At 66.4% G+C, this 22,510-nt stretch carries 20 protein-coding genes and 2 pseudogenes; 7 read left to right on the top strand and 15 right to left on the bottom strand.

Features of this window, described 5'->3' with window-relative positions; genetic code table 11:
- Position 1 precedes the first annotated feature (1 nt).
- From malQ to ACZYVJ_RS03655, 11 genes are all read right to left on the bottom strand, one after another.
- Entirely contained in the window at positions 2-1,990 is a 1,989-nt protein-coding gene (gene malQ, locus ACZYVJ_RS03705; protein WP_463829788.1) for a 4-alpha-glucanotransferase, read from the bottom strand.
- Between the two features lie 114 nt (positions 1,991-2,104).
- Positions 2,105-2,872 (bottom strand): mannan-binding family protein, encoded by a 768-nt coding sequence (locus ACZYVJ_RS03700; RefSeq protein ID WP_463829787.1) that lies wholly within the window; start codon positions 2,870-2,872, stop codon positions 2,105-2,107.
- A gap of 18 nt (positions 2,873-2,890) precedes the next feature.
- Positions 2,891-3,634 carry a tetratricopeptide repeat protein gene (locus tag ACZYVJ_RS03695; protein ID WP_463829786.1) on the bottom strand — a complete coding sequence of 248 codons (744 nt, stop codon included), beginning with the start codon at positions 3,632-3,634 and terminating at the stop codon, positions 2,891-2,893.
- Between the two features lie 26 nt (positions 3,635-3,660).
- The gene (locus ACZYVJ_RS03690) at positions 3,661-4,920 is read right to left on the bottom strand and encodes an MlaD family protein (protein WP_463829785.1); all 1,260 of its coding nucleotides are present in this window, start codon (positions 4,918-4,920) and stop codon (positions 3,661-3,663) included.
- A complete protein-coding gene (locus ACZYVJ_RS03685) occupies positions 4,917-6,152 on the bottom strand; it encodes an MlaD family protein (RefSeq protein WP_463829784.1) in 1,236 nt (411 codons plus the stop codon). Before ACZYVJ_RS03685 ends, ACZYVJ_RS03690 begins: the two co-directional genes overlap by 4 nt.
- Positions 6,149-7,270: an MCE family protein gene (locus ACZYVJ_RS03680; RefSeq protein WP_463832818.1), complete on the bottom strand. Its 1,122-nt coding sequence runs from the start codon at positions 7,268-7,270 to the stop codon at positions 6,149-6,151. Before ACZYVJ_RS03680 ends, ACZYVJ_RS03685 begins: the two co-directional genes overlap by 4 nt.
- Positions 7,261-8,316, bottom strand: coding sequence for an MCE family protein (locus ACZYVJ_RS03675; RefSeq protein WP_463829783.1), 1,056 nt, complete (start codon positions 8,314-8,316; stop codon positions 7,261-7,263). The genes ACZYVJ_RS03680 and ACZYVJ_RS03675 overlap by 10 nt, the downstream gene beginning before the upstream one ends.
- Complete coding sequence (locus ACZYVJ_RS03670) at positions 8,309-9,364, bottom strand: MlaD family protein (RefSeq protein WP_463829782.1); 1,056 nt, start codon at positions 9,362-9,364, stop codon at positions 8,309-8,311. The genes ACZYVJ_RS03675 and ACZYVJ_RS03670 overlap by 8 nt, the downstream gene beginning before the upstream one ends.
- Entirely contained in the window at positions 9,361-10,917 is a 1,557-nt protein-coding gene (locus ACZYVJ_RS03665; RefSeq protein ID WP_463829781.1) for an MlaD family protein, read from the bottom strand. Before ACZYVJ_RS03665 ends, ACZYVJ_RS03670 begins: the two co-directional genes overlap by 4 nt.
- An 11-nt stretch (positions 10,918-10,928) precedes the next feature.
- On the bottom strand, positions 10,929-11,792 hold the full coding sequence (locus tag ACZYVJ_RS03660; RefSeq protein WP_463829780.1) for an ABC transporter permease: 864 nt from the start codon (positions 11,790-11,792) through the stop codon (positions 10,929-10,931).
- 1 nt (position 11,793) lies between these two features.
- Positions 11,794-12,636 carry an MlaE family ABC transporter permease gene (locus tag ACZYVJ_RS03655; protein WP_064885360.1) on the bottom strand — a complete coding sequence of 281 codons (843 nt, stop codon included), beginning with the start codon at positions 12,634-12,636 and terminating at the stop codon, positions 11,794-11,796.
- Positions 12,637-12,940: 304 nt separating this feature from the next.
- On the opposite strand from ACZYVJ_RS03655, the gene ACZYVJ_RS03650 reads away from it, so the two are divergent.
- The 5 genes from ACZYVJ_RS03650 to ACZYVJ_RS03630 all read left to right on the top strand — a co-directional run bounded on the left by ACZYVJ_RS03650 (position 12,941) and on the right by ACZYVJ_RS03630 (position 16,737).
- Positions 12,941-13,573 carry a TetR family transcriptional regulator gene (locus tag ACZYVJ_RS03650; protein WP_463829779.1) on the top strand — a complete coding sequence of 211 codons (633 nt, stop codon included), beginning with the start codon at positions 12,941-12,943 and terminating at the stop codon, positions 13,571-13,573.
- Between the two features lie 26 nt (positions 13,574-13,599).
- The gene (locus tag ACZYVJ_RS03645) at positions 13,600-13,881 is read left to right on the top strand and encodes a phosphoribosyl-ATP diphosphatase (RefSeq protein ID WP_463829778.1); all 282 of its coding nucleotides are present in this window, start codon (positions 13,600-13,602) and stop codon (positions 13,879-13,881) included.
- 2 nt (positions 13,882-13,883) lie between these two features.
- The gene (gene hisG / locus ACZYVJ_RS03640) at positions 13,884-14,738 is read left to right on the top strand and encodes an ATP phosphoribosyltransferase (protein ID WP_463829776.1); all 855 of its coding nucleotides are present in this window, start codon (positions 13,884-13,886) and stop codon (positions 14,736-14,738) included.
- Positions 14,739-14,857: 119 nt separating this feature from the next.
- Positions 14,858-15,370 (top strand): DUF4126 domain-containing protein, encoded by a 513-nt coding sequence (locus ACZYVJ_RS03635; RefSeq protein WP_463829775.1) that lies wholly within the window; start codon positions 14,858-14,860, stop codon positions 15,368-15,370.
- Positions 15,367-16,737 carry an FAD-containing oxidoreductase gene (locus ACZYVJ_RS03630; protein ID WP_463829774.1) on the top strand — a complete coding sequence of 457 codons (1,371 nt, stop codon included), beginning with the start codon at positions 15,367-15,369 and terminating at the stop codon, positions 16,735-16,737. The genes ACZYVJ_RS03635 and ACZYVJ_RS03630 overlap by 4 nt, the downstream gene beginning before the upstream one ends.
- A 65-nt stretch (positions 16,738-16,802) precedes the next feature.
- On the opposite strand, the gene ACZYVJ_RS03625 is transcribed toward ACZYVJ_RS03630, so the two are convergent.
- A complete protein-coding gene (locus tag ACZYVJ_RS03625) occupies positions 16,803-17,699 on the bottom strand; it encodes a RecB family exonuclease (protein ID WP_463829773.1) in 897 nt (298 codons plus the stop codon).
- A 74-nt stretch (positions 17,700-17,773) separates the two neighbouring features.
- On the opposite strand from ACZYVJ_RS03625, the gene trmI reads away from it, so the two are divergent.
- On the top strand, positions 17,774-18,619 hold the full coding sequence (gene trmI, locus ACZYVJ_RS03620; protein ID WP_463829771.1) for a tRNA (adenine(58)-N(1))-methyltransferase TrmI: 846 nt from the start codon (positions 17,774-17,776) through the stop codon (positions 18,617-18,619).
- 19 nt (positions 18,620-18,638) lie between these two features.
- Here the strand turns inward: trmI and ACZYVJ_RS03615 are convergent, their stop codons facing one another.
- Positions 18,639-18,938, bottom strand: a complete 300-nt coding sequence (locus ACZYVJ_RS03615) for a DUF503 domain-containing protein (RefSeq protein ID WP_463829769.1) — start codon at positions 18,936-18,938, stop codon at positions 18,639-18,641.
- A gap of 173 nt (positions 18,939-19,111) precedes the next feature.
- A pseudogene (lppK, locus tag ACZYVJ_RS03610) lies at positions 19,112-19,714 on the bottom strand (lipoprotein LppK); the annotation flags it as partial.
- A 300-nt stretch (positions 19,715-20,014) separates the two neighbouring features.
- Here lppK and arc point away from each other — a divergent pair.
- The gene (gene arc, locus ACZYVJ_RS03605) at positions 20,015-21,844 is read left to right on the top strand and encodes a proteasome ATPase (protein WP_463829768.1); all 1,830 of its coding nucleotides are present in this window, start codon (positions 20,015-20,017) and stop codon (positions 21,842-21,844) included.
- A gap of 22 nt (positions 21,845-21,866) precedes the next feature.
- Here the strand turns inward: arc and ACZYVJ_RS03600 are convergent.
- A pseudogene (locus tag ACZYVJ_RS03600) lies at positions 21,867-22,509 on the bottom strand (hypothetical protein).
- Position 22,510: the final 1 nt, after the last annotated feature.

The following is a 22,510-nucleotide window of genomic DNA, read 5'->3' as shown; positions in this document are numbered from 1 at the left end:
GCTAGCCCTCCGCAGCCGCCCGGAACGCGGCGGTGATCTCGGCGACGCGTGGGTCGGCGCGCAGTTGGTCCAGCGTGGCCGGCAATGGCAGCCGCCAATTCGGATATTCGTCTATGGTGCCGGGCAGATTCGGTTGTCGCGGGTCGGCGAGGATGTCGTAGGGCGAGATCAGCTTCAACTTACTCGGGGTCGCCGCTAAGAAGCGGTGCATCGCGAATATGAAGTCGTTTTCGTCCGGATCGGCCGGCAACAGTCCTTCGGAACGCAGCAAGGCCAGCCACTCGGCTCTTTCCTTGTCGGCTGAGACCTGTTCGGCCGACACGTCGTTGAGCAGGCCGAGCTCAGCGCGGACCCGCACGTGTTCGCCACGTAAAAAGCCGGCCGCAGTGGGCAGGTCGTGTGTGGAGAGGCTGGCAGCCGCGCGCGACGGCCACCTCGACGAGGCAAGCAACGGTTGTTCGGGTGCGGCTTCGTCGCGGGTGAACCAGGACACCGCGCAGCCCAGCATTCCGTTGTTGCCCAATGCTTCCGTGACCTCTGGCTCGACAGTGCCCAAGTCCTCGCCGACTACAATCGCGCCGGCACGCTGGGCTTCCAGCGCCAGCACGGCAAGCATGGTGTCGGCGTCGTAGTGGACGTAGGTGCCGCGGTCGGCAGACTCGCCCGGCGGTATCCACCACAGCCGCCATAGGCCCGCGACGTGGTCGATCCGTAGGCCGTCCGCGTGAACGAGTATGGCGCGCAGCATGTCTCGTAGCGCGCCGTACCCGGTGGCGGCGAGCTGGTCCGGTCGCCAGGGCGGTAGCCCCCAGTCCTGGCCGCGCGGGGTGAAATTGTCTGGGGGAGCACCGACGTGAACTCCGGTGGCCAGCATGTCGGCCAGGGCCCACGCGTCGGCGCCGTCGGAGTCGACGCCGACCGGCAGGTCGTGCAACACGCCCAACGCCATACCGGCTCTTCGCGCGGCGCTGCGGACTTCGCCGAGCTGTTCAGCGCAGCGTTGCTGCACCCAGGCGTGGAAGGCGACCCTCGGTGCCAGTTCCCGTCGAGCGGCGGTGACGCCCGGTCCGTCGACGCGACGCAAAGATTTGGGCCATCGCGGCCAGCGGCCGCCGTGCCGCTCGGCCAGCGCGCAGTAGGTGGCCCAGTCGTGCAGCGCCCTGGACGACGGTGAGTCGTCCAGCGGGTTAGGTCGGTCCTCCGCGCGCCAAAGCGCTTCCAAGGCAGAGCGTTTGGCCGCCCAGACGAGGTCGTGGTCGATTCGCTCGGTGCCGGACGAGACACGCAGGGCGTCGACTTCGGCGCGGGTCTCCGCGTCGGCCCGACGGTAAGCGTCCAGGTCTTCGATGCGTAGCGCTAACGGGTTGGCGAATCGTCGACTGGACGGGGTGTAGGGGGATGGTTGAACCGGATGTGTGGGGCCTGGTGCGTTCAGCGGGTTGAGCAACACCGCGCCCGCCCGGTGTGCCGCCGCAGTCCAGTCGATGAAGTCTCGCAGGTCGCCCAGATCGCCGATACCCCACGAGCGGTCCGAGCGCAGCGCATATAGCTGCAGCATCCAACCCCAGGTGGCAGCTGTCTGGGGCACCTGCGGCGGGGCCGCTACCACGGTGACTTGCTGTCCCTCGCGGGTGTGCAGGCGGTACCAGCCCGGCGATAAATCACCGGGCAGCTCGTCGCGCACGTCGGTCTGGTCGCCGTCCTCGCCGACCAACGCGACCGCTCCGGGAAGGGTTCGTGGCCGACCGTCCAACCGTACGGCGACGGTCGGCGCCAGGGCCCCCGCGCGCTTGCGCTCGGCTAGCTTTGCCAATTCACGACGCCGGTCGGCGTCGCTGGCGGCATCAACCTCCAGCAATGCGAGCACCCGGACCACCACGTCCGCATCTACCTCGACCGGTTCTCGTCGTTCGTTTCGGTAGGAGGTAGCCACCCCGTGGGCCTCGGCGAGCTGTCGCAGGTCCTCGGGCACCGATTTGGGTGTGGCCATCAGGTGGTTTGCGATTGGGGCACGGCGGAACGGATCAGTAAGTTGCTGCGAATCTGCGGGCGCACTTCGGGAAAGTACCCGTCCTGGGCCGACTTACACGGGCGCTCACCCCGCTCAGACCCGCAGCACCGAACCCAGCGCCGATAGCGGGATGTGTGCCTGAACCGTGCCGCCGTCCATGTACCACTGCGGCAGGCCAGGGGAGAAGTTGATCGGCTCGTCGTGGCCGACCGGATAGTCAGGCATGTAGATGATCAACTCGTCGGGCGTCAGCGCCCACGCCTTGTAAGCGCCCGAGTAGACCTTGTCGGGGGCCCAGCGGTCGAGGATGAACGGATATGTGCCCGGATCATGCGGTGGTGGAGCCTGATTGAGCGCCGCGTCGATGAACGGCGCAGCCAGCGGCGGGATCGCGGTCAGTGGGTTCGACGTCGTGAGATCGGCGAGCTGCACCCGTCTGCCTGCTGCCATGTCGAACGTGAACGTCCGATAGGCGTTGTCGGGCTTGGGTCCGTCGGCGTGATAGTCCTCGTGGAACACCGCGCTGAGCAGGTTGCCGTGCCGGAAGACCTCGAAATTCTCCTCGCCGTAGCTGTCGGCGGCCATGCTGCCGTTGGCGTTTCGCCAGTTGTTGACCAGCGTGTGCAGGTAGTCCCGGATCACCGGGCCGGTGGTCGGATTGTCGACGAGGTCGTCGGGCACCGCGACCTTGATGTCGCGCACGGCGTTGCGTTCCGACATCACCGTGGTGTGGCAGTACTGGCCATCCCAGTCACCGCCTAGCTGGCCGCAGAATGACGGCGCCGACGCATGCGTGGTGGCGGTGCTGGGAATCGTTGCGGCCGCTGCAAATACGAGCGCCGCGGACAGTCTCTTGAGCATGGAAAGGCTCCGCTCGGCTCAGAGGAGTTGGACTTTGCTCGCCCGCCAGCGACCGTCGACCTTCTCCATGGTCATCTTGATCCTGCTGCGGTCGATGCGGGGGTCGGGTGCGGCCGTGTTGGTGACGGTCTGGTCGATGAAGAGCAGCACGACGACCCTGTCGGTGGATTCGGACTGAATGGCCGAGTCGACCACCACCCCGTGCGCGGTCGCCTTGTTGTCGATCAGCAGCTGCCGGAGCTTGACGCTGGACTGGGTGTACATGTCCTTGAATTCGCCGGTCGCCCCGTCGAGGACCTGCCTGAAGTTCTCGTCGACCTTGTTCGAGTCGATGCTCGTGAGCACCTGCGCGTAGGCGATGGCCGCCTGTTGGGCCTGTTCGCCCGCCACCTTCAGCTGATGGTCCTGCCACTGTCGCCACCCGAGGAACCCCGAAATGCCAAGCGCGACAATGAGTAACACTGGCAGCGCGGCGCGGCGCAGGTACCGGCGCCAGGGCCGCTTGGCGCGCTCGGAGTCCGGACGCTTGCGTTTGAGCAGGCCGTCGCCACCTTCGTCTTCGTCGTCGCCCTTCTCGTCGCCCTCGTCGGTATCCGCGGCGTCGGTCGAACCCTCTGACGCGTCCGCGGATTCGTCGGCGCGCGTCTCCTCGGCGTCTTCGCCTGCGACTTCCGGTGTTTCGGCACCCGATTCCACGTCGGTTTCGGCGTCGGCTTCCGTAACGGATTTCGGGTTCTTATTGGTCGTCACGACCACGATCATCTCCTAAAGGTCGATGGTTTCAATGCTCAGTGCGGCGGTTCGATCGGCAGCTGCGGGCCGCCGTATGGGGTGGGAATGGTGAAGCGGCCCTTGGGGGTCGGATCGGTTCGTTGGCCCAGGTTGGCCCCCATCGGCGGGCCGGCGGTGTCGTCGCCGCCCGGGCGGGGCGCGTTCTTGGCGCCGCGGATCGAGACTGCCGGGTCGTCGTCGCGGCAGTAGGTGTACATGAAGGGCTCGTAGTAGTCGGCCGCGGACGGCGCGTGCGACGGTGTTCCGTAGTCGCACACATAGCGGGGGTAGAGGTCGGCCGTCGCCCAGACTCCGCCGTCGTGGAATGTGCTCGTCACCGCGTCCAATACCGATCCGCGGTAGTCGGGGAACAGCGCGTTGAGCGCCGGGACCCGCAGATAGAACAACTGCGACATGGTGGCCATGCTGCCCAGCAGCGCCACCATGGTGTCGGAATTGTCCGCGAACAGATTGTCGACGGCCGAAAGGGTGCGCGGCGTCTGTTGAGTCAACCGGCGGTAGCCGGCCTGCATCCTGGCCACGCCGGTCAGTGTCTGGTTGAGTTCGGTTGCGGTGGCGCCCAATCCGCTGTTCTTGTCGCCGGCCAGGGTGAGCACGACGCGGCTGGTCTTGATGATGCTGGTGGTCTGGGGCAGCACCGAATCGAGCGTCGAAAGCAGGAATGTTCCGCCGTCGACGATGGCGGTCAGCTTCGCCGGACCTTCCTTGCTCAGACTCAATTCCTTCTTGATCAACTCGACCTTGTGCGGGTCCACCTGGGCCAGCAGCCCGTCGGCGTCACCGAGCAACTGCGCCAAGCTGACTGGGACGGTGGTGTGGTCCAGCGCGATGAGGCTGCCGTCATGCAGATACGGGCCGGCATCGGACGCGGCTTCGAAGTTGATGTACTGCTCACCGGCCGGCGAAAGCGCCGACACATGCACGACGCTGTTCGCCGGGATCCTCACCTTCGACGTGATGCTGGCGACGGCGTTCACCCCGTTGTCGGTGATCTGCAACGACTCGACGCGACCGATGCGCACCCCGCGCAGCGCGACGTCCTGATTAGGCAGCAGGCCACCGGATTCCGCCAACTGCACGGTGACCCGATAGGACGAGGCGAACGGCTTCACCCGCAACGCGCCGATGAGCAGATAGGCGGGCGCCACGACCAGGATGAGCGCCAGGCCGGCCACCGACAGCCACACCTGTTGCCGGTGACCGGTGCGCACCGCGCGGACAACGACATTGGCGAGGTTGGCGACGGCGCGCATCATGGTTGCGGTCCTGGCGGTGGCGGCGCCGCGGGTGCTGGCAGTGCCGGTGCCGGCGGGGGCCCCGGGGCGACGTCGATCTGGCCCGGGATGTTCGGGTCCGGGATGACCGGAACCTGTGGCGAGTTCGGCCCGCGCCCGACGATACGTTCCTGCAGCCGCCACAGCGTGTACTTCAGGGTGCCGACGAGCAGGTTCACGTTGTAGTGGTGCGGTCCGTGCAGGCCGATGTCACCGGGGAACCCGATGTCGGGGAGCGACCCGAGCATGATCTTATCCACGCCCACGTTCACCGAAATCGAGTTCCCGGCAGTCGATTTGACCAGCGCGGGGATCAGCCGGTTGATCGACAGCCAGCTGGTATCGGGGCTCATGGCAACGTCGTTGGCGGCCCCGGCGATCGTGTTCAGGTCGCGGACCATGCTGCGGCCGCTGGTGTCGGTCCCGCCGATGGTCGGGAACCTGGCGAGCAACCGTGAGGTGTCACCCACCTGTACGGCCAGGTTGGAGAGCTGACTGGTGTTGTCGGCCAGGGCCGAAGTGGCGGGGCTGGCGGCCGCCATCAGGTCGCCGATGGTCTGGTTCTTGGTGTCGAGTTGGTCGGCCAGGCGCGACAATTGGGTCAACGCGTGCGCGATCTGGTCGGACCGGGCGTCCAGTGTCCCGAGCAGTTGGTTGGACTTGCGGATCATGTCTCCGAAGGCTTGGCCCTGATCGCCGGTCGCCTTACCGAACCCGTTGATGATGTTGGTGAAATTGCGGACCGCCCCCCCGTTCACCAGAATCGCCGCCGAGCTCAGCACCGACTCGACGGTCGCAGCGGCCGCCGTCGAATCCAGGCCGATGGTGTCGCCGTCACGCAGCAGCGCCGTGTCCGCGGGATCGTCGGGCGGCTTCAGCGCGACGAACACGTCGCCCAGCGGTGTCGCGGTACGCAATTCGGCGGTGCTGCCCCGCGGCAGCAGCACGCCGTCGCGGATGCGCAGCCGGGTGACCGCGGTGTAGTTGCGCGCAACCATCGATTCGAGCTGCCCGACGTCGGCGCCGGCGAGCTTGACCTTGGCGTTCATCGGCAGGTTGAGCGCGTTGGAGAACACCGCGTTGAGCGAGTACCCGCCCGAGCCCAGCCCCGGCGCCGGAAGGGGAAGGCTGGCAAGGCCGTTCGTGGCGCATCCCGCGGTGACCATCGCCGCGGCCACCACCGTCAGCATGCCCCGCATTCCCGTGGTCATCATTTCTGTCCCATGGCGGCCATGCCGTCGAGCACATAGGTCAACCCGAAATCGGGACCGAAGTCCTGGATGGTGCCGGTGCTGCAGCCCAATTGCCGAAGGCCCATCAGGTTGCAGATCTCTTTGGTGTATTGGCTGTCGAAGAGCAACCGATCCGTGAGGAAGCGGGCCCGCACGCTGCCGTTCGCCCGGTCGATCATGTTGTAGGCGTTGTCGGCCACCAGGGGAGCCAGATCCAGCAGCTCGGCCAGGTCGCGTCGCTGGTCGGTCACCGTCTTCAGCGTGCCATTGCCGTGCAGGACGACCTGTTTGGCATTGTCCCGGTTTTCGTCGAGCAGGTCACCGGCCCGCTGAATCAACTGGTCGAGTTTGTGTCCGGTGCTGCCGCTGCCGAGGTCCTCGTCGGCCATGATCTGGCTGACTTGGTGGATGGTGGAGGCGAATTCGCGCAGTTTCGTGTCGTTGGCGGCCACCGCGTCGAACAGCGTGCTGACGTTCTTGACGATCGTGGTGATCTGCTCGCGGGTGGTCGCGCCGCCGTCGCTGGACAGCCGCAGCGCCGTGGACAGCTCGCCGAGCGCCGCCTTGATCTTTTCGCCGTTCCCGTTGACCACCTCGGTGCCACCGCCCAGCACGTCGGCGATCGGTCCGCCGCCGTGTGCGTCACCCTCCAACGACTTGGTCACCTTGTCCAAAACGTTGAGGACGCTGCTGAATTCGACGGGCGTCTTGGTCCGCGGCAAGCCGATGGTGTCGTGGTTCTCCAGGGTCGGTCCGCCGTGATAAGGCGGCGTGAGCTCGATCTGCCGATCGGTGAGGATGGAGGTTGACACCGTGACGGCCTGTGCGGTAGCGGGCACTTTGACGTTGCGGTCGATGGTGAACTCGACCTCGACGTAGCCGCCCTTGGCGTTGATCTTGGTGATCTTGCCCACCGGCATTCCCAGCACCGCGACCTCGTTGCCCTCGTAGAGGCCCGAGGCGCTGTCGAATTGGGCGGTAACCGTGATCGTGCCCTCGTCGGAACTCAAGGACCACCAACCGATTCCGATCGCCGCGGCGACGACCGCGACCGCGGCGACGATGGCCAGTGCCCTGGCGCCGAGCCCCTTCACTTGCAGTCCTTGAAGTACTGAATCATGCCGAACTGCTTGGCGCGGCCGCTGATTGCACACATCCACGAGTCGATCAGCGGGACGTTGGGGGCGTTGAAGTTGATCGCGTTGCCGTCACCGGTGAGATTGGCGGCCTCGCGGAAGAAGATCGGGCTGGTCTGCAACATGCTGTGCAGCAGGTCGTCGTGTTGGGACATCAGGCTGGTGAAGTCGCGCATGTCTTTGATCAGCGCGTCCAGGCCCGAGCGGTCGTTGACCACCACCTGGCTCATGGTGTCGACAAGACTGGACAGCGACTGCATCATCGCGTGGAAAACGGCGCGCCGCGCGACGAATTGACCGAGCAGGTCTTGTCCCTGGTCGACCAGAGCCCCGATGCCGGCCTGCTGGCGCCGCAGCGTGTTCGTCACCTGCTCGGTGCTGCGGAGCAGCTGTCCCAGCTGGTCGCGCCGCACCGCGATGATCGACGACAACGTGTTGATGTTCGTGATCGCCTGCGGCACAACGGCGGGCAGGCCCTCGAGCTGCTTGCCCAGCACCGCCAGCGACTGCGCGAACCTGTCGGAGTCGACCTGCTCGAAAGTCGTGGTGGCGTCCTGCAACGCGGCCTGCAGGTCGTAGGGCACCTCGGTGTGCGCCAGGTCGAAGGTGTTGTTGGGCAGACGCGCCGGCCCGTTGGGGTCCAGCGCGAGGTAACGCGAACCCAGGATGGTGGTGACCCTGATCTGCGCCCGGGAGTCCTTGCCCAGCTTGATGTCGTCACGGACCTTCAAGCCGGCCTCGACATGGTCGCCGACGAGTTTCATGCTGGTGACGTTGCCCACCGGGATGCCCGCGACCACGATCGGGTTGCCGGCCCGCAGCGAGGCCGCCTGCAAGAACTCCGCGGTGTAATGCCGATAGCCGGCGCCGATCGCATGCACCAGCAGCATGACGCCGATCACCACCGCGACCACCGCGACGGCGATGAAGCCGAGCCAGGTCTTGTTGTAGCTTTCCAGCGGTCGCCTTGTGGTTCGCGAAAGCCGCTGCCGTACCGATGCGTCAGCCATCGACCGTGCTCCTGCAGCGCGGGGTGTGCCAGGCCCGGTTGCCCGGCGTGGCGGCGTTGATGATAATCGGCACCACGTCGTTGAGCCCTGGGAAGAACCCCATGAAGTTCACGTCGCACACGTAGGCGTTGCCATAGGCGCCCTGATTGCCCACCCGGGTAAGGCCTTTCAGCAGCAGCGGGATGTTGTCGCCGAAGAATGCCACCTGCGGCTCGACGTCCATGATGTGCTTGGTGACTCCGGGCCGGCGATCGATGAATTCGCGCAGTGCCGGGTACACGTCGGTCGCCGAGGCCGACAGCCGGTTGGTCACCCTGGCCAGCGAACCGACCGAGGCGACCAGGTCCTGGCGGCGCCGGTCGAGCTCACCGACGACGCTGCGGGCCTGCGTGATGACCTCGTCGAGATTGTCGTTCTGCTGGGCGAGGTTGCCGACCACCTTGTCGAGGTTGGTGATCACGCTGCCGAGCGCCTGGTCGCGGCCCGCGAACGTCTCTGTGAGCGTTGAGGTTTGGCCGACCAGTGTGGTGAGCGACGACGTGTCGCCCTGCAGCGAGGCGATGATGCCCTTGGTGAGGTTGTCGGCGTCGTGCGGGTTCAGCAGGCTGAACAGCGGTTCGTAGCCGTTGAGCAGCGTGGTCACGTCGAACGAGGGTTCGGTGCGTTCCAGCGGAATGGTGCTGCCCGGCGCAAGCAGCTGCGAACTGCCTTCCTTGCCCAGAGACAGCCCAAGGTAACGCTGCCCGACGATGTTCTGGTAGGTCACCGATGCAAGGGTGTTTCCGAACAGCCGCTGCTCGGATTGCACCACGAACGAGACTTTCGCCAGTTTCCCGTCCAGTTCCACCTTTTCGACCCGGCCCACGCGCACCCCGGCCATGCGGACGTCGTCGCCCTCGCGAAGTCCGTACACGTCGGTGAACACCGCCGAGTACCTGGCGGTGTCACCGGCCACGTCCCGCCGCAGACTCACGTACACCATCCAGGTCAGCGTCAACGAGACGATCATGAACAGGGTCAGCGCGATGAGTGGGCCGCGAAATCTCATTTGGCCTCCCCGGGTGGATGAGCCAGTGACACCGTGGTGCCGCGGGCCACCGGTCCCAGCAGCAGATCGGTGGCGTCGGTCGCGGGCGCACCGGTGATCACGCCCAGCATGTTTCTCTCATACTGGCTCCCAACGGGTCCCACGTTGCCGCCGAAAGCGGCCTGCGGAATCCACGGCGCCTTGGGTGCCACCGGCGCGACCCACGGCTCGTGCTGTTGCGGCGTCGCCGGCGCCCCAGGCGAGGGGTTGTCGGGATTCGCGCTGCCGGGCACCGGCGGCGACGGCGTAATCCCCGGGGCCAGTGGGGGATTGGGATCGGTCAGGTTGGGAGTGGGGTTGATCAGCGGCGGGCCCACCGCGACGAGGTTTCCGTCCGGGCCGATCACCGTGCCGGGCGGCGGTGCCAGATCCTTGGGTGGCTGATAGTTCTGCGGCAGCAGCACCTCGGGCAGATCGGGCCGCACCGGAATCAGCGGTGCGGTAAAGCAACTGGGCCCTTTGAGCTCGCCGTAGTGCGGGCAGTCGGCGCGTGTGTAGGTGGAACTGGGCGTGAAGGTGAGCATCGCGCGCATGTTGCCGAGGTTGGTCCGGGGGTTCCACACCTGTTCCATGAACTGGTTGGCCAGGTTGTCCAGCTTGGCGACGGCGGGCACGAAGTTGTTCGACTTCTGCGCCAGGACCCCGAGCACCGGCGTGAAATCGGTGGTGATCTTGATCAGTTGGTCGATGTGGTTGTCGAAGGATTGGCGCGTCGTGCCGACGGTGTAGTCCGCGCCCGACAGCAGCGAGGCCAACTGCCCGCGGGTCTCGGCGAATGTCCGCATCGGCTCGACAGCCTGATGCAAGGCATCGAGAAGCTCGGGCGCGGTCTGGGCGAGCCCGGTCGTCGCGTCCAGTAGTGCCGACACCGTCGAGGGGCCGGCATCGGTGCTGACGATCGAATTGAGTTGATCGAGAATGCGGTTCAGTTGCGCGCCGGCGTTCAACAGGCTCACGCGGCGGTGGTCGGTAGCCGCACCCAGCGCGGCCAGGATCCCCACCGACCTGTCGTCGCGCCCGCGCCCCGCCGCCGCGAGCAGATCACGCAGCTTGCTGACGGTTGTCTGGAACAGGACGGTCGGCAGCCGCTTGTCCTCCAGGATGTGGGCACCGTTGCGGATTTTCACACCGGGGCCGTTGCCTACCAATTGGACCGACGAGACGGCGAACACGTTACTGGGCACCACGCGCGCGGTCACGTTGGCCGGAATCGACTTGGCGTAGTCCTCTTTGAGGTCGATGTGAACATAGTTGGGCTTGCCGTGCGCCGCGGGCACGACGCCGTTGACCATGCCGACGAGTACGCCGTGATATTTGACGTCGGACTTCTGCGGAAGGCCGTCGCCCACATTCACCAGGTCGGCTACCACCCGCACGTAATCGTTCAGTCTGCCCGTGGATTTGACCACCATCGCGGTCGTGACCAGGGCGCTGACCACCACCACCGCGAGGCCGATGCCGAACAGCTGGCGGTCGGACGGGCCGCGGCCGTCCAGCTCAAAGGAGTTGGGCATGTTCCACCGACCTACCCGCCGAACCTTGCGCCGGAGTCGACCCCCCACAGCGCCATGGTGAGCAGCATGTTCACGATGATCACCACGGTGATGCTGGCCCGCATGCCGTGCCCGGCGGCGACCCCGACGCCCTCGGGGCCGCCGCTCGCGTAATACCCGTAGTAGCACTGGATCGTGGACGCGATCCACACGAAGATGACGGCCTTGAACAACGAATAAACGATGTCCTGACCGGCCAGCATCAGCGTGAAGTAATGCAGGTAGGAGCCGGTCGAGCCACCACTACCGATGCCGACCACGACCTGCGTGCTCAGGTATCCGATCGCCAGGCACGCGGCATACAGCGGGACGATCGCCACCACCGACGCGATCAGCCGGGTGGTCACCAAGTACGGGATCGGGCGGATGGCAATCGATTCCATCGCGTCGATCTCTTCGGCGATGCGCATGGATCCCAGCTGGGCGGTGAAGCGGCAGCCGCCCTGCATGGCGAACGCGAGCGACGCCATCAGGGGAGCCAGCTCGCGGGTGTTCACCAACGACGACACGAACCCGGTGGCGGGGCCCAGGCCCAGCAGGTCGAGGAAGTTGTAACCCTCGATGCCGACGAGGGCTCCGACCGTCATGCCGAGCACGACGGCCACACCGGCGGTGCCCCCGCCCACCACGATCGAGCCGTTGCCCCACGTGATGTTCGACAACAGCCGTAGGAACTCGGCGCTGTACTGGCGCAAGGCGAGTGGCACGGCGACCAGCGCCCGGACGAAGAAGACGAGCAGATGGCCCAGCCGGATGATCGGGGCTCTGCCCCGGTGGTAGAGCCGGACGAGCGGCACCGAAATCGGTGCGAAAGGCCGATAAGCCGACGCCGTCACGTCATAGCCCCGTCCTGGGCGACAACATGATGTAGAGCTGGCTGATGGCGACGTTGACGATCATCAACAGCAGGATCGCCTCGACCACAGCGGCATTCACGGAGTTTGCGACGCCGGTCGGTCCGCCCTTGGTGGACAAGCCTTTCTGGCTCGACACGATGGCCACGATGGCGCCGAATACGATCGCCTTGATCAGCGCCAGGATCATGTCGCCGGTTGTCGCGAACGACGCGAACGTTGACACGAAGCTGCCCGGCGCGCCGTTCTGGAAATACACGTTGAACATGTAGCTCGCGAAGAACCCGGCGAAGCACACGACGCCGGTGAGGGCCACGCCTATCATCACCGCGGCGGCGAAGCGGGGGACGACCAGGCGGCGGATCACCGAGACGCCCATCACCTCCATCGCGTCGGTCTCTTCGCGCATCGTTCGCGAGCCCAGGTCGGCGGTGATCGCCGACCCAACCGCCGATGCCATGAGGACCGCCGCCACCAGCGACGCCCCCTGCCGGATCACCGCGAGCCCGCTGGCCGCCCCGGCCAGCGACGTGGCGCCGACCTGGCCGGCCAGCAACGCGAACTGGATGGACAACGTAACGCTGATCGGCAGCGACACCAAGATCGTCGGTAACACGGCGGTGCCGGCCATGAATGCGCCCTGCCGGACGAACTCCTGCCACTGGAATCGGCCGGTCACCAGGTCGTAGAAGAAATATTGAGCGGTTCGCACACCCAGGACGAACTGTTCACCAACCGTCGTCAGCGAGGCGACCGGGTGACGTTTGACGTACCCGACGGACCAGTTCCGGATCGCGGTGACGCCATCAAGCTGTGTCGTCGTCACAGCGGCGTGACCTGCGGTCCGTGCAGCAAACTCATGGCACAGGTCATCGCGTACCAGCTACCGCTTTCATCGGCCCTCTTCCCACCCCTAATAGTGAGTGCCGAGCGGAGGACATCGGGCAGGCGTTTGACCCTATCCTTATTAAAATAGCGTCAACAAGCCCCGGGACTCCGCAGCTCATCGGTGTGTGCGGCATCACATTAGCCTACTTGATAGCGACTTTCAATAGTGTAGAGTCACTCATCTGAGTTCGTCGCTGGACGGCACCGTGGGGTTCTAATGTCGGATTGACGAAGGTGATGGCATGCCCTCAGCAAACACCGGCTCGTTGCGGGACCGACGGCGTGCTGAGCTGCTTTCCCAGATTCAGCGGACCGCACACCGGCTGTTCGCCGAACGCGGCTTCGAGGCGGTGACCACCGAGGACATCGCCGCGGCCGCCGGCGTCTCCATCAGCACGTATTTCCGGTACGCCCCCACCAAGGAGGGACTGCTGATCGATCCCGTCCGGGAGGCGGCCACCGAGATCGTGGGCGCCTATAGCGCGAGGCCGCAACATGAGTCGCCGGTCGAGGCGCTGATTCAGCTCTTTGTCACGCACGCCAGGGATGTCAGCGCGATCGGCAACCTCGATATGTGGCGTGATGCCGTCGTGACCGCGCCCCAGTTGTTGACCAAATCCATGTTGGTCAGCCAGACGGATCACGGCAGGCTGATCGAACAGGTCGCCCGCCGGATGAATGTCGATGCGGCGGTGGATATTCGGCCCCGCTTGTTGGTCCACACCAGTTTCGCCACCGTTCAATTCGTCCTCGACGGATGGCTGACCTCGGACATCTCCGACAGCCCACCGTTTCACGTGCTGTTGGAGGAAGCGCTGCGCATCACGCTCGCCGGATTCGACGGGCGAACCGCCTCACAGCCCGGCCGCGGCTAAACCGCCGTGACTTTGCTCGCCGCCGCGTGAAACAATCGCTGGCCGTGAAGACCTTCGAGGATCTGTTCGCCGAACTGGGCGAGCGTGCCCGTACCCGGCCAGCCGGCAGCGCGACGGTCGCCGCGCTGGAGGGCGGCGTCCACGGACTGGGTAAGAAGATCCTCGAGGAAGCCGGCGAAGTCTGGCTGGCCGCCGAACACGAATCCGACGACGCGCTGGCCGGGGAGATCAGCCAGTTGCTCTACTGGACGCAGGTGTTGATGGTGGCGCGCGGACTGACCCTCGACGACGTGTATCGGAAGCTGTGACCATGCTGCGGGTTGCGGTTCCCAACAAGGGCACGCTGAGCGAGCCGGCCAGCGAGATCCTCGCCGAGGCGGGCTACCGGCGCCGCACCGATTCCAAGGACCTGACCGTCATCGACCCGGTCAACCAGGTCGAGTTCTTCTTTCTGCGGCCCAAAGACATTGCCATCTACGTGGGTTCGGGAGAACTGGATTTCGGCATCACCGGCCGGGACCTGGTGGGCGATTCAGACGCACCGGTGCGGGAACGGCTGGCGCTGGGATTCGGCTCGTCGAGTTTCCGCTACGCCGGACCGGCCGGGCGCGACTGGAAGATCGCGGATCTGGCCGGAAAACGGATCGCGACCGCCTATCCCAATCTGGTCCGAAAAGACTTGTCCGGGCGTGGTATCGAGGCAACGGTCATCAGGCTCGACGGTGCGGTGGAGATCTCGGTACAGCTTGGCGTGGCCGACGCCATCGCCGACGTGGTGGGTTCCGGGCGCACCCTGAGCCTGCACAACCTCATCGCCTTCGGCGAACCGCTGTGCGATTCGGAAGCGGTGCTGATCGAGAGCGACCACAGCAGCAAGTCCGGGACGCAGGCGGCGCGCGATCAACTGGTGGCGCGGATCCAGGGCGTGGTGTTCGGGCAGCAATATCTGATGCTCGACTACGACTGCCCCCGCTCGGTGCAGGAGAAGGCCACGGCGATCACGCCGGGGCTGGAGTCGCCCACCATCGCGCCCCTGGCCGATCCGGACTGGGTGGCCATCCGCGCGCTGGTGCCGCGTCGCGGCGTCAACGAGATCATGGACGAATTGGCCGCCATCGGCGCCAAGGCGATCCTGGCGTCCGACATCAGGTTTTGCCGGTTCTGATCGCGCACGCGGTGCAGAACCCGCGGCTGTGTTAGCGTCCGCCTCGGGGGACTGCCCGGGTTGGCGTGTGGGCCGTCCCCGCATTGGTCGCCGGCGTTCGTCTCCCAGGAGGGTCTTCCGTGACACACGCACTTCTTGTCTTGCTGGCTCTGCTGATTGGTGTGGTGGCCGGGCTGCGGTCGCTGACCGCGCCCGCCGTGGTGGCGTGGGCCGCCTTCATCGGCTGGATCGATCTGCACGGAACCTGGGCGGGCTGGATGGCCAGCATCATCACGGTGATCATCTTCACCGTTCTCGCCGTGGGCGAACTGGTCAACGACAAGCTGCCCAAGACGCCGGCCCGTACCGCTCCGCCGATCTTCGCGGCCCGGATCGTCATGGGCGGGCTCGCGGGCGCGGCCCTTGGCGCTTGGCCGCATTGGACGTTCACCGCGCTGGGCGCCGGCGTCATCGGTGCGGTGCTGGGCACCCTCGGCGGTTACCACGCACGCAGACGGCTGGTCGCCGCGACCGGTGGCAAGGACCTGCCCATCGCGCTGCTCGAGGACGCCGTCGCGATCGTGGGCGGGTTCGCCATCCTTGCGGCGACGGGTCACGTGTTGACCGAGTTCCTGCTGACGGCGGTTAAGTGACAGAACATTTCGATGCGATCATCGTCGGGGCCGGGCAGGCCGGCCCGCCGCTGGCAGGCCGGCTGACCGCAGCCGGGCAGCGCGTCGCCGTGATCGAGCGCAAGCTGATGGGCGGCACCTGCGTCAACACCGGCTGCATCCCGACCAAGACGATGGTGGCCTCCGCGCACGCCGCCCGCCTGGCGCGCCGCGGCGCGGAATACGGCGTCGGGACCGGGACGGTCAGCGTGGACATGGCCAAGGTCAAGGCGCGTAAAGACGAGATCATGCTGGGCAACCGCAAGGGCGTCGAGGATTGGCTCGAGGGCATGAAGGGCTGCACTGTTTTTCGCGGGCACGCGGTCTTCCAGGATCCGCACACGCTGCGAGTCGGCGACGATGTGCTGCACGCCGATCGCATCTTCCTCAACGTCGGCGGCCGAGCGGCGGTGCCCGATATCCCGGGCCTGTCCGATGTCGACTTCCTCACCAACGTGTCGGTTCTCGAACTCGACACGGTGCCAACGCATCTCGTCATCGTTGGCGGCAGCTATATCGCGCTGGAATTCGCGCAGATGTACCGGCGGTTCGGAGCCCGGGTGACCGTCGTGGAACGGGGCCCGCGGCTGGCATTGCGCGAAGACGAGGACGTCTCGTCCACCGTCGAAGAAATCCTGCGGGCCGAAGGCATCGACATCATCGTCGGTGCCGACGATATACGAATAACCAAGGCCGGCAACGGGTTCGAACTGGCCCCTCGCGAGGGCGCCGCGCCCGTCCACGGGAGTCATCTGCTGCTGGCGGTGGGCCGGCGACCCAACACCGACGACCTGGGCCTGGAAGCGGCCGGGGTGCAGACCGACGCCCGCGGTTACATCACGGTCGACGACGAGCTCAGGACCAGCGTCGAGCACATCTGGGCGATGGGCGACTGCAACGGCAGGGGCGCATTCACCCACACCTCCTACAACGATTTCGAAATCGTCGCCGCCAATCTGCTGGACGGCGACCCCCGCCGGGTGAGCGACCGCATCACCACCTATGCGCTCTACATCGATCCACCGTTGGGGCGCGCCGGCATGACCGTCGATCAGGTCCGCTCGTCGGGACGCAAGGCCTTGGTCGGTAAGCGGCCGATGACCCGAGTCGGCCGGGCGGTGGAAAAGGGTGAGACGCAAGGCTTCATGAAGGTCGTGGTGGACGCCGAGACCCAAGAGATTCTGGGGGCCGCCATCCTCGGGGTCGGCGGTGACGAGGCCATCCACGGCATCCTGGACGTCATGTCGGCCAAGACGCCCTACACCACGCTGTCGCGGACCATGCACATCCATCCCACGGTCAGCGAGCTGATTCCCACGATGCTGCAGGAGCTTTCGCCGCTCGACTAGTGGCGATCGCAAGCGCGGCGGAGCCGGGCGCAGCGGGTCGCCGCCATTGAAGTGGCGATGAAGTGCTAGGCCGCCGGTTCGGTCGGATGCGAATCGGCCTGTTTCGCCAAGGATTCCGGCCACCCCGGGTAGGGCGGCGGGGTTCCCCCGAACAGCGGGCAATGCCGCTGGTGGGGGCACCAGTCGCACAGCCGCGACTGGGTGGGACGGAAATCGCCCGTCTGCCCGGCGGATTGGATGGCGCGCCAGATCGCCATCAGTGTCTTCTCGAACCGCAACAGCTCGTCGCGATCGGGCGTGTAGTCCAGCACCTGGCCGTCGGCCAGATAGATGAGCCGCAGCCGGGTGGGCTGCACACCGCGCGAACGCAACAGTGCCACCGCGTAGAACTTCATCTGGAACATGGCCTTGAACTCGGCCAGGGCTCGCGCCTCCGGCGGCGCCTTGCCGGTCTTGTAGTCGACCACCCGAAGCTCGCCGGTGGCCGCCACGTCGATCCGGTCGATGAAGCCGCGCAGCAGGGTGCCGTCGGCGAGCTCGACCTCCACCCGCTGTTCGCAACACTCCGGGTTGAACCGGGTGGGGTCCTCGAGCCGGTAATACCCGGCGAGCAACGCCTGCGCCTCGGCCAGCAGCTGCGTGCGCTGCGCCGGATCCATGTCGGCGGTCATCTCGGATGTCTCGGCGATCATCTGGTCCCACGCGGGCTCTACCAGCGACATGGCCGTATCAGGGACGCGCTGCTCGGCCGGCAGGCCGTAGAGCTGCTGCAGGGCGGCGTGGACCAGCGATCCGCGCAGCTGCGCGGCCGACGGCGCCTCGGGTAACCGGTCGATGGCGCGGAACCGGTACAGCAGCGGGCATTGCTTGAAGTCCGCGGCGCGCGACGGCGACAGGGCCGGGCGGTAAACCTGCCCCACCGGGCGCTCCGCCGACTGGGGCGCCTCCGGCTGGACGATCATGTCGGCAGCCTAGGACTGGGCGCCGACAACCCCCAAACACCTGGGGCGGCGAGTCGGCTGGCACGCTAGACCGCGTGTCCGTAACCGGCCCGTTCACCGAGGGCGAGCGCGTCCAGCTCACCGATGCCAAGGGTCGGCATTACACGGTGGTGCTCACCGCGGGCGCCGAATTTCACACGCACCGCGGGGCGATTCCGCACGACGCGCTGATCGGGCTCGAGCAGGGCAGCGTGATCAAGTCCAGCAACAACGCCGTGTACCTGTTAATGCGGCCCCTGCTGATCGACTACGTCATGTCGATGCCGCGCGGGCCCCAGGTGATCTACCCGAAGGACGCCGCCCAGATCGTGCACGAGGGTGACATCTTCCCGGGCGCACGGGTGCTCGAGGCCGGCGCGGGCTCCGGCGCACTCACCTGTTCGCTGCTGCGCGCGGTCGGGCCCGAAGGCCGGGTGACCTCCTATGAGCAGCGCGCCGACCACGCCGAGCACGCAGAACGCAACGTGTCGGTGTTTCACGGCGGTCAGGCACCCGACAACTGGCAACTGATCATCGGCGACGTCGCCGACTCCGAGTTGCCGGACGGATCCTTCGACCGCGCCGTGCTCGACATGCTCGCGCCGTGGGAGGTGCTGGAGTCGGTCGCGCGACTGCTGATCCCCGGCGGCGTGCTGATCATCTACGTAGCCACCGTCACCCAACTGTCGCGCGCGGTCGAGGCCCTGCGGGCCCAGCAGTGCTGGACCGAACCGCGGTCCTGGGAGACATTGCAGCGCGGCTGGAACGTCGTCGGTCTTGCGGTCCGGCCGCAGCATTCGATGCGCGGGCACACCGCCTTCTTGATCTTCACGCGACGGCTCGCGCCCGGCGTCGTCGCGCCCGTGCCGTTGGGCCGCAAGCGCGCAGGCCGCGACGGCTAGCGGCGATCGCAAGCGCCGGCTAGGCGAGATCCTCACTGCGCACCAGGGAGCGCCGCACCGACAGCAGCTCGAACTCGGGATGCGCGGCCACCAGCCGCTCGGCCGCGTCCAGGACTTCGACGGCATGACCGCGGTCGCCGGACACCGTGGCGACCCCGATGCCGGCCCGCCGATACAGCTCATGCGAACCTGTCTCGGCCGCCGACACGCTGAACTTGCGCTGCAACTCGGCGATGACGGGACGAATGACCGACCGCTTCTGTTTGAGTGACCGCACATCGCCGAGCAACACGTCGAACTCGAGCCAGCCGATCCACATGCCGCGGGTCAACCCGGCGGGTTTTGCTGCTCGGGGGCGGGCTCCGGAGCGGGGGGCGGAGCAGGTTCCGGGGCCGGCGCGGGAGGTGGCGGCGGTGCGGGCGGTGCGGCAGGTTCCGGGGCCGCCGGTGGTGGTGGCGGCGGTGGCGCCGGTGGTGGTGGTGGCGGCGGTGCGGGCGACGGCGCTGGTGCCGGGCTGGGCTCGGGTGGGGGCGGCGCGGGTGGCGGGCCCGGGGGAGGCGCGGGAGCCCCCGAAGTCGGAGCCGTCGGCGACTTCCCCAGGGCTAGCAGCATTTCGGCGGTGTGCCGCGACAGCTGCCAACCGCCCTGGAAGGGGGCGAACTCCATCGGGAAGGTGAAGTTGGCGTTGTTGGCCTGGGCGGTGTGCACCGCGATGGTGGTCTTCACGTTCGACGGGTTCTTGTCCGACCACGCGATGTCGTTCGCGTTGAAGGTCATGGGCAGGTAGCCGTTGTCGCGCAAGGCATTGGTGAACTTGTCCAGCGTGGCCGCGCTCTCCGGCGTCGCGCCTTCCACCAGATTCACCTTGCTGGCGCCCGGAACGTTCGGGTCGGCGAGTCGGGCGAGTACGTCGGTGAGCGCTTCGGGTGGCGGCAAGGGACTCGTGACCGGCGCAGCAACCTGGCTCGACGAGGCCGGCGGCAGCGAAGAGGTGGCCGACGAATCAGTCTTCGGGTGCGGCGAGGAACACGCCGCGAGCCCAACTGCCGCCGCGGCGGTGGCGGCGCTGAGCGCTACTAACAGTGGCCGGTGCATCCAGTCGGTCGGCCGGCTAGGCGGCTCTGGCCGCTTCGCGAAGGAACGGTGTCGCTAAGGTCGGGCCGATGGGTGCAACTGAAGTCACACCGGCGACGCGGGTCGAGCCTGTGGCGAGGCTTTTTCCGGTCACTCTGGCACCTCCCAAGGCCCTTACGATCATCACGATTAGTGGCCGAGATTACCAGCGTGACGAAAATCTTAACTTTTCGTGGGTATTTGACTACGCACATCAATCGGCAATCGCCGGTAGCTTTGAAGTATCCGCCGCGCCAATTCGGTGTGGGAAAGGAGCGCAACATGGGTAGCTCAGAGCGTTCTGAAGCTTTCGGAAACCCCCACGAATCAAACATGTCCAGCGGCGACGAGGCCGAGTTGGAGCAATTACGCCGCGAGGCGGCGCTGTTGCGCGAGCAACTTGATCACGCAGCCGGCTCGCATGGTGGCGCCCGCTCCGCGCGCGATGTGCATCAGCTGGAAGCGCGCATCGACTCCCTTGCATCGCGGAACTCGAAGTTGATGGAGACCCTCAAAGAGGCCCGCCAGCAACTGCTGGCGCTGCGTGAGGAAGTCGATCGGCTCGGGCAGCCGCCGAGCGGTTACGGCGTCCTGCTCGCCACCCACGAGGACGACACCGTCGACGTGTTCACCTCCGGTCGCAAGATGCGGCTGACCTGCTCGCCCAACATCGAAGTCCCGTTGCTGCGCAAGGGTCAGACGGTCCGTCTCAACGAGGCCCTCACCGTCGTCGAGGCCGGCACGTACGAATCGGTCGGCGAGATATCCACGTTGCGCGAGCTCTTGGGCGACGGTCACCGGGCCCTGGTCGTCGGGCACGCCGACGAGGAACGCATCGTGTGGCTGGCCGAGCCGCTGGTCGCCGAGAACCTGCCGGACGGCCACCCCGACGCCCTCAACGACGACACCCGGCCGCGCAAGCTGCGGCCCGGCGACTCGTTGTTGGTCGACACCAAAGCCGGCTACGCCTTCGAGCGCATCCCCAAGGCCGAGGTCGAGGACCTGGTGCTCGAAGAGGTGCCCGATGTCAGCTACCTGGACATCGGTGGCCTGACTCGCCAGATCGAACAGATCCGCGACGCGGTGGAGCTGCCATTCCTGCACAAGGAGCTGTACCGCGAGTACGCATTGCGCCCACCGAAAGGTGTGCTGCTCTACGGTCCCCCCGGTTGCGGTAAGACGCTGATCGCGAAGGCCGTGGCCAACTCTTTGGCCAAGAAGATGGCCGAGGTGCGCGGCGACGACGCCCGCGAAGCCAAGTCTTACTTCCTGAACATCAAGGGTCCCGAACTCCTCAACAAATTCGTGGGTGAGACCGAGCGGCACATCCGGCTGATCTTCCAGCGCGCCCGTGAGAAGGCGTCGGAAGGCACACCGGTGATCGTGTTCTTCGACGAGATGGACTCGATCTTCCGCACCCGCGGCACCGGGGTGTCCTCGGACGTCGAGACGACCGTGGTTCCGCAGTTGCTCAGTGAGATCGACGGCGTGGAGGGACTCGAGAACGTCATCGTGATCGGCGCCTCCAACCGTGAGGACATGATCGACCCCGCCATCCTGCGGCCCGGACGCCTCGACGTGAAGATCAAGATCGAGCGGCCGGATGCCGAGGCGGCGCAAGACATCTTCTCGAAGTACCTGATCGAGTCGCTGCCGCTGCATGCCGACGACCTCGCCGAGTTCGAGGGCGACCGCTCGGCATGCATCAAGGCGATGATCGAAAAGGTCGTCGAGCGCATGTACGCGGAGATCGACGACAACCGGTTCCTGGAGGTCACCTACGCCAATGGTGACAAGGAAGTCATGTACTTCAAGGACTTCAACTCCGGGGCGATGATCCAGAACGTCGTCGACCGCGCGAAGAAGAACGCGATCAAGTCCGTGCTGGAGACCGGTCAGCCCGGTCTGCGTATCCAGCACCTGCTGGACTCGATCGTCGACGAGTTCGCCGAGAACGAGGACCTGCCCAACACCACCAACCCCGATGACTGGGCGCGGATTTCGGGCAAGAAGGGCGAGCGGATCGTCTACATCCGCACCCTGGTCACGGGCAAGAGCTCGAGCGCATCGCGGGCCATCGACACCGAATCCAACCTGGGCCAGTATCTGTAGGGCTCGGCCCCGCCGGCGGCGGTCAGTCGGTCACCAGCGAATAGCTGTTGGTCAGATTGTCCTGCAGCACCTGGGCCGGCCGCTGCGTTGTGTCCACGCGTAATTCGTCGGCCAGCGTGCGCGGTTGGTAGGCCCACCCCGCCGGCAGGTCGAGCCGATCGGCAAGGCCCGGTAGGTCCGCGCGCGACAGGGTGGCGTCGGCGGCCTGGCTCCAGGTCTGCATGATCCAGTGCTGGCTCTGGGGATCGATGAGCTCGTACACCTCTTGGCCGGCGTTGAAGACGAACACCGTGTGGCGGCTGACCGTGTTGGGGATGTACGGCGCCGGGTTCATCGACGACAGCAGCACGGTGGCCTGCTGGATCATTTCGATCCCGCCGAACGATTTCGTGATCTGCGGCCCCCGGGCCGGTTTTTCGATGGCGTTCATCAGCCAATACCGGGGACCGTTGAGCAGGGCTGCGGCCGCCCCGTGTTCGGTGGCGATGGCGTGCGCGTCCAGCGCCGACCACAGCTTGGGGACAGTCGTTCAGCGGAAAGCTGTTGTACACCGTTGCCTGCGGACCCGCCTCGCCCGGAGTTACGAGGAGTACCTCGCCGTAGCGCTTCCCGGACAGGTCGAGTGCGTGCTTACCGACGGTGCGGTCGGATTCGGGGGCGGACACA

This window comes from Mycobacterium sp. IDUB_3 (assembly GCF_055419585.1).
The sequence above is the reverse complement of the archived record's forward strand: the minus strand, read 5'-3'. Positions and strand labels throughout refer to the sequence as shown.

Excerpts from the sequence above, each read along its gene's own strand:
- ACZYVJ_RS03690 (WP_463829785.1), bottom strand. The coding sequence starts at position 4,920 with ATGATGCGCGCCGTCGCCAACCTCGCCAATGTCGTTGTCCGCGCGGTG.
- ACZYVJ_RS03695 (WP_463829786.1), bottom strand. The coding sequence starts at position 3,634 with ATGATCGTGGTCGTGACGACCAATAAGAACCCGAAATCCGTTACGGAA.
- arc (WP_463829768.1), top strand. The coding sequence starts at position 20,015 with ATGGGTAGCTCAGAGCGTTCTGAAGCTTTCGGAAACCCCCACGAATCA.
- ACZYVJ_RS03685 (WP_463829784.1), bottom strand. The coding sequence starts at position 6,152 with ATGATGACCACGGGAATGCGGGGCATGCTGACGGTGGTGGCCGCGGCG.
- ACZYVJ_RS03675 (WP_463829783.1), bottom strand. The coding sequence starts at position 8,316 with ATGGCTGACGCATCGGTACGGCAGCGGCTTTCGCGAACCACAAGGCGA.
- ACZYVJ_RS03615 (WP_463829769.1), bottom strand. The coding sequence starts at position 18,938 with ATGTGGATCGGCTGGCTCGAGTTCGACGTGTTGCTCGGCGATGTGCGG.
- ACZYVJ_RS03670 (WP_463829782.1), bottom strand. The coding sequence starts at position 9,364 with ATGAGATTTCGCGGCCCACTCATCGCGCTGACCCTGTTCATGATCGTC.
- ACZYVJ_RS03650 (WP_463829779.1), top strand. The coding sequence starts at position 12,941 with ATGCCCTCAGCAAACACCGGCTCGTTGCGGGACCGACGGCGTGCTGAG.
- hisG (WP_463829776.1), top strand. The coding sequence starts at position 13,884 with ATGCTGCGGGTTGCGGTTCCCAACAAGGGCACGCTGAGCGAGCCGGCC.
- ACZYVJ_RS03665 (WP_463829781.1), bottom strand. The coding sequence starts at position 10,917 with ATGCCCAACTCCTTTGAGCTGGACGGCCGCGGCCCGTCCGACCGCCAG.
- malQ (WP_463829788.1), bottom strand. The coding sequence starts at position 1,990 with ATGGCCACACCCAAATCGGTGCCCGAGGACCTGCGACAGCTCGCCGAG.
- ACZYVJ_RS03700 (WP_463829787.1), bottom strand. The coding sequence starts at position 2,872 with ATGCTCAAGAGACTGTCCGCGGCGCTCGTATTTGCAGCGGCCGCAACG.
- ACZYVJ_RS03625 (WP_463829773.1), bottom strand. The coding sequence starts at position 17,699 with ATGATCGTCCAGCCGGAGGCGCCCCAGTCGGCGGAGCGCCCGGTGGGG.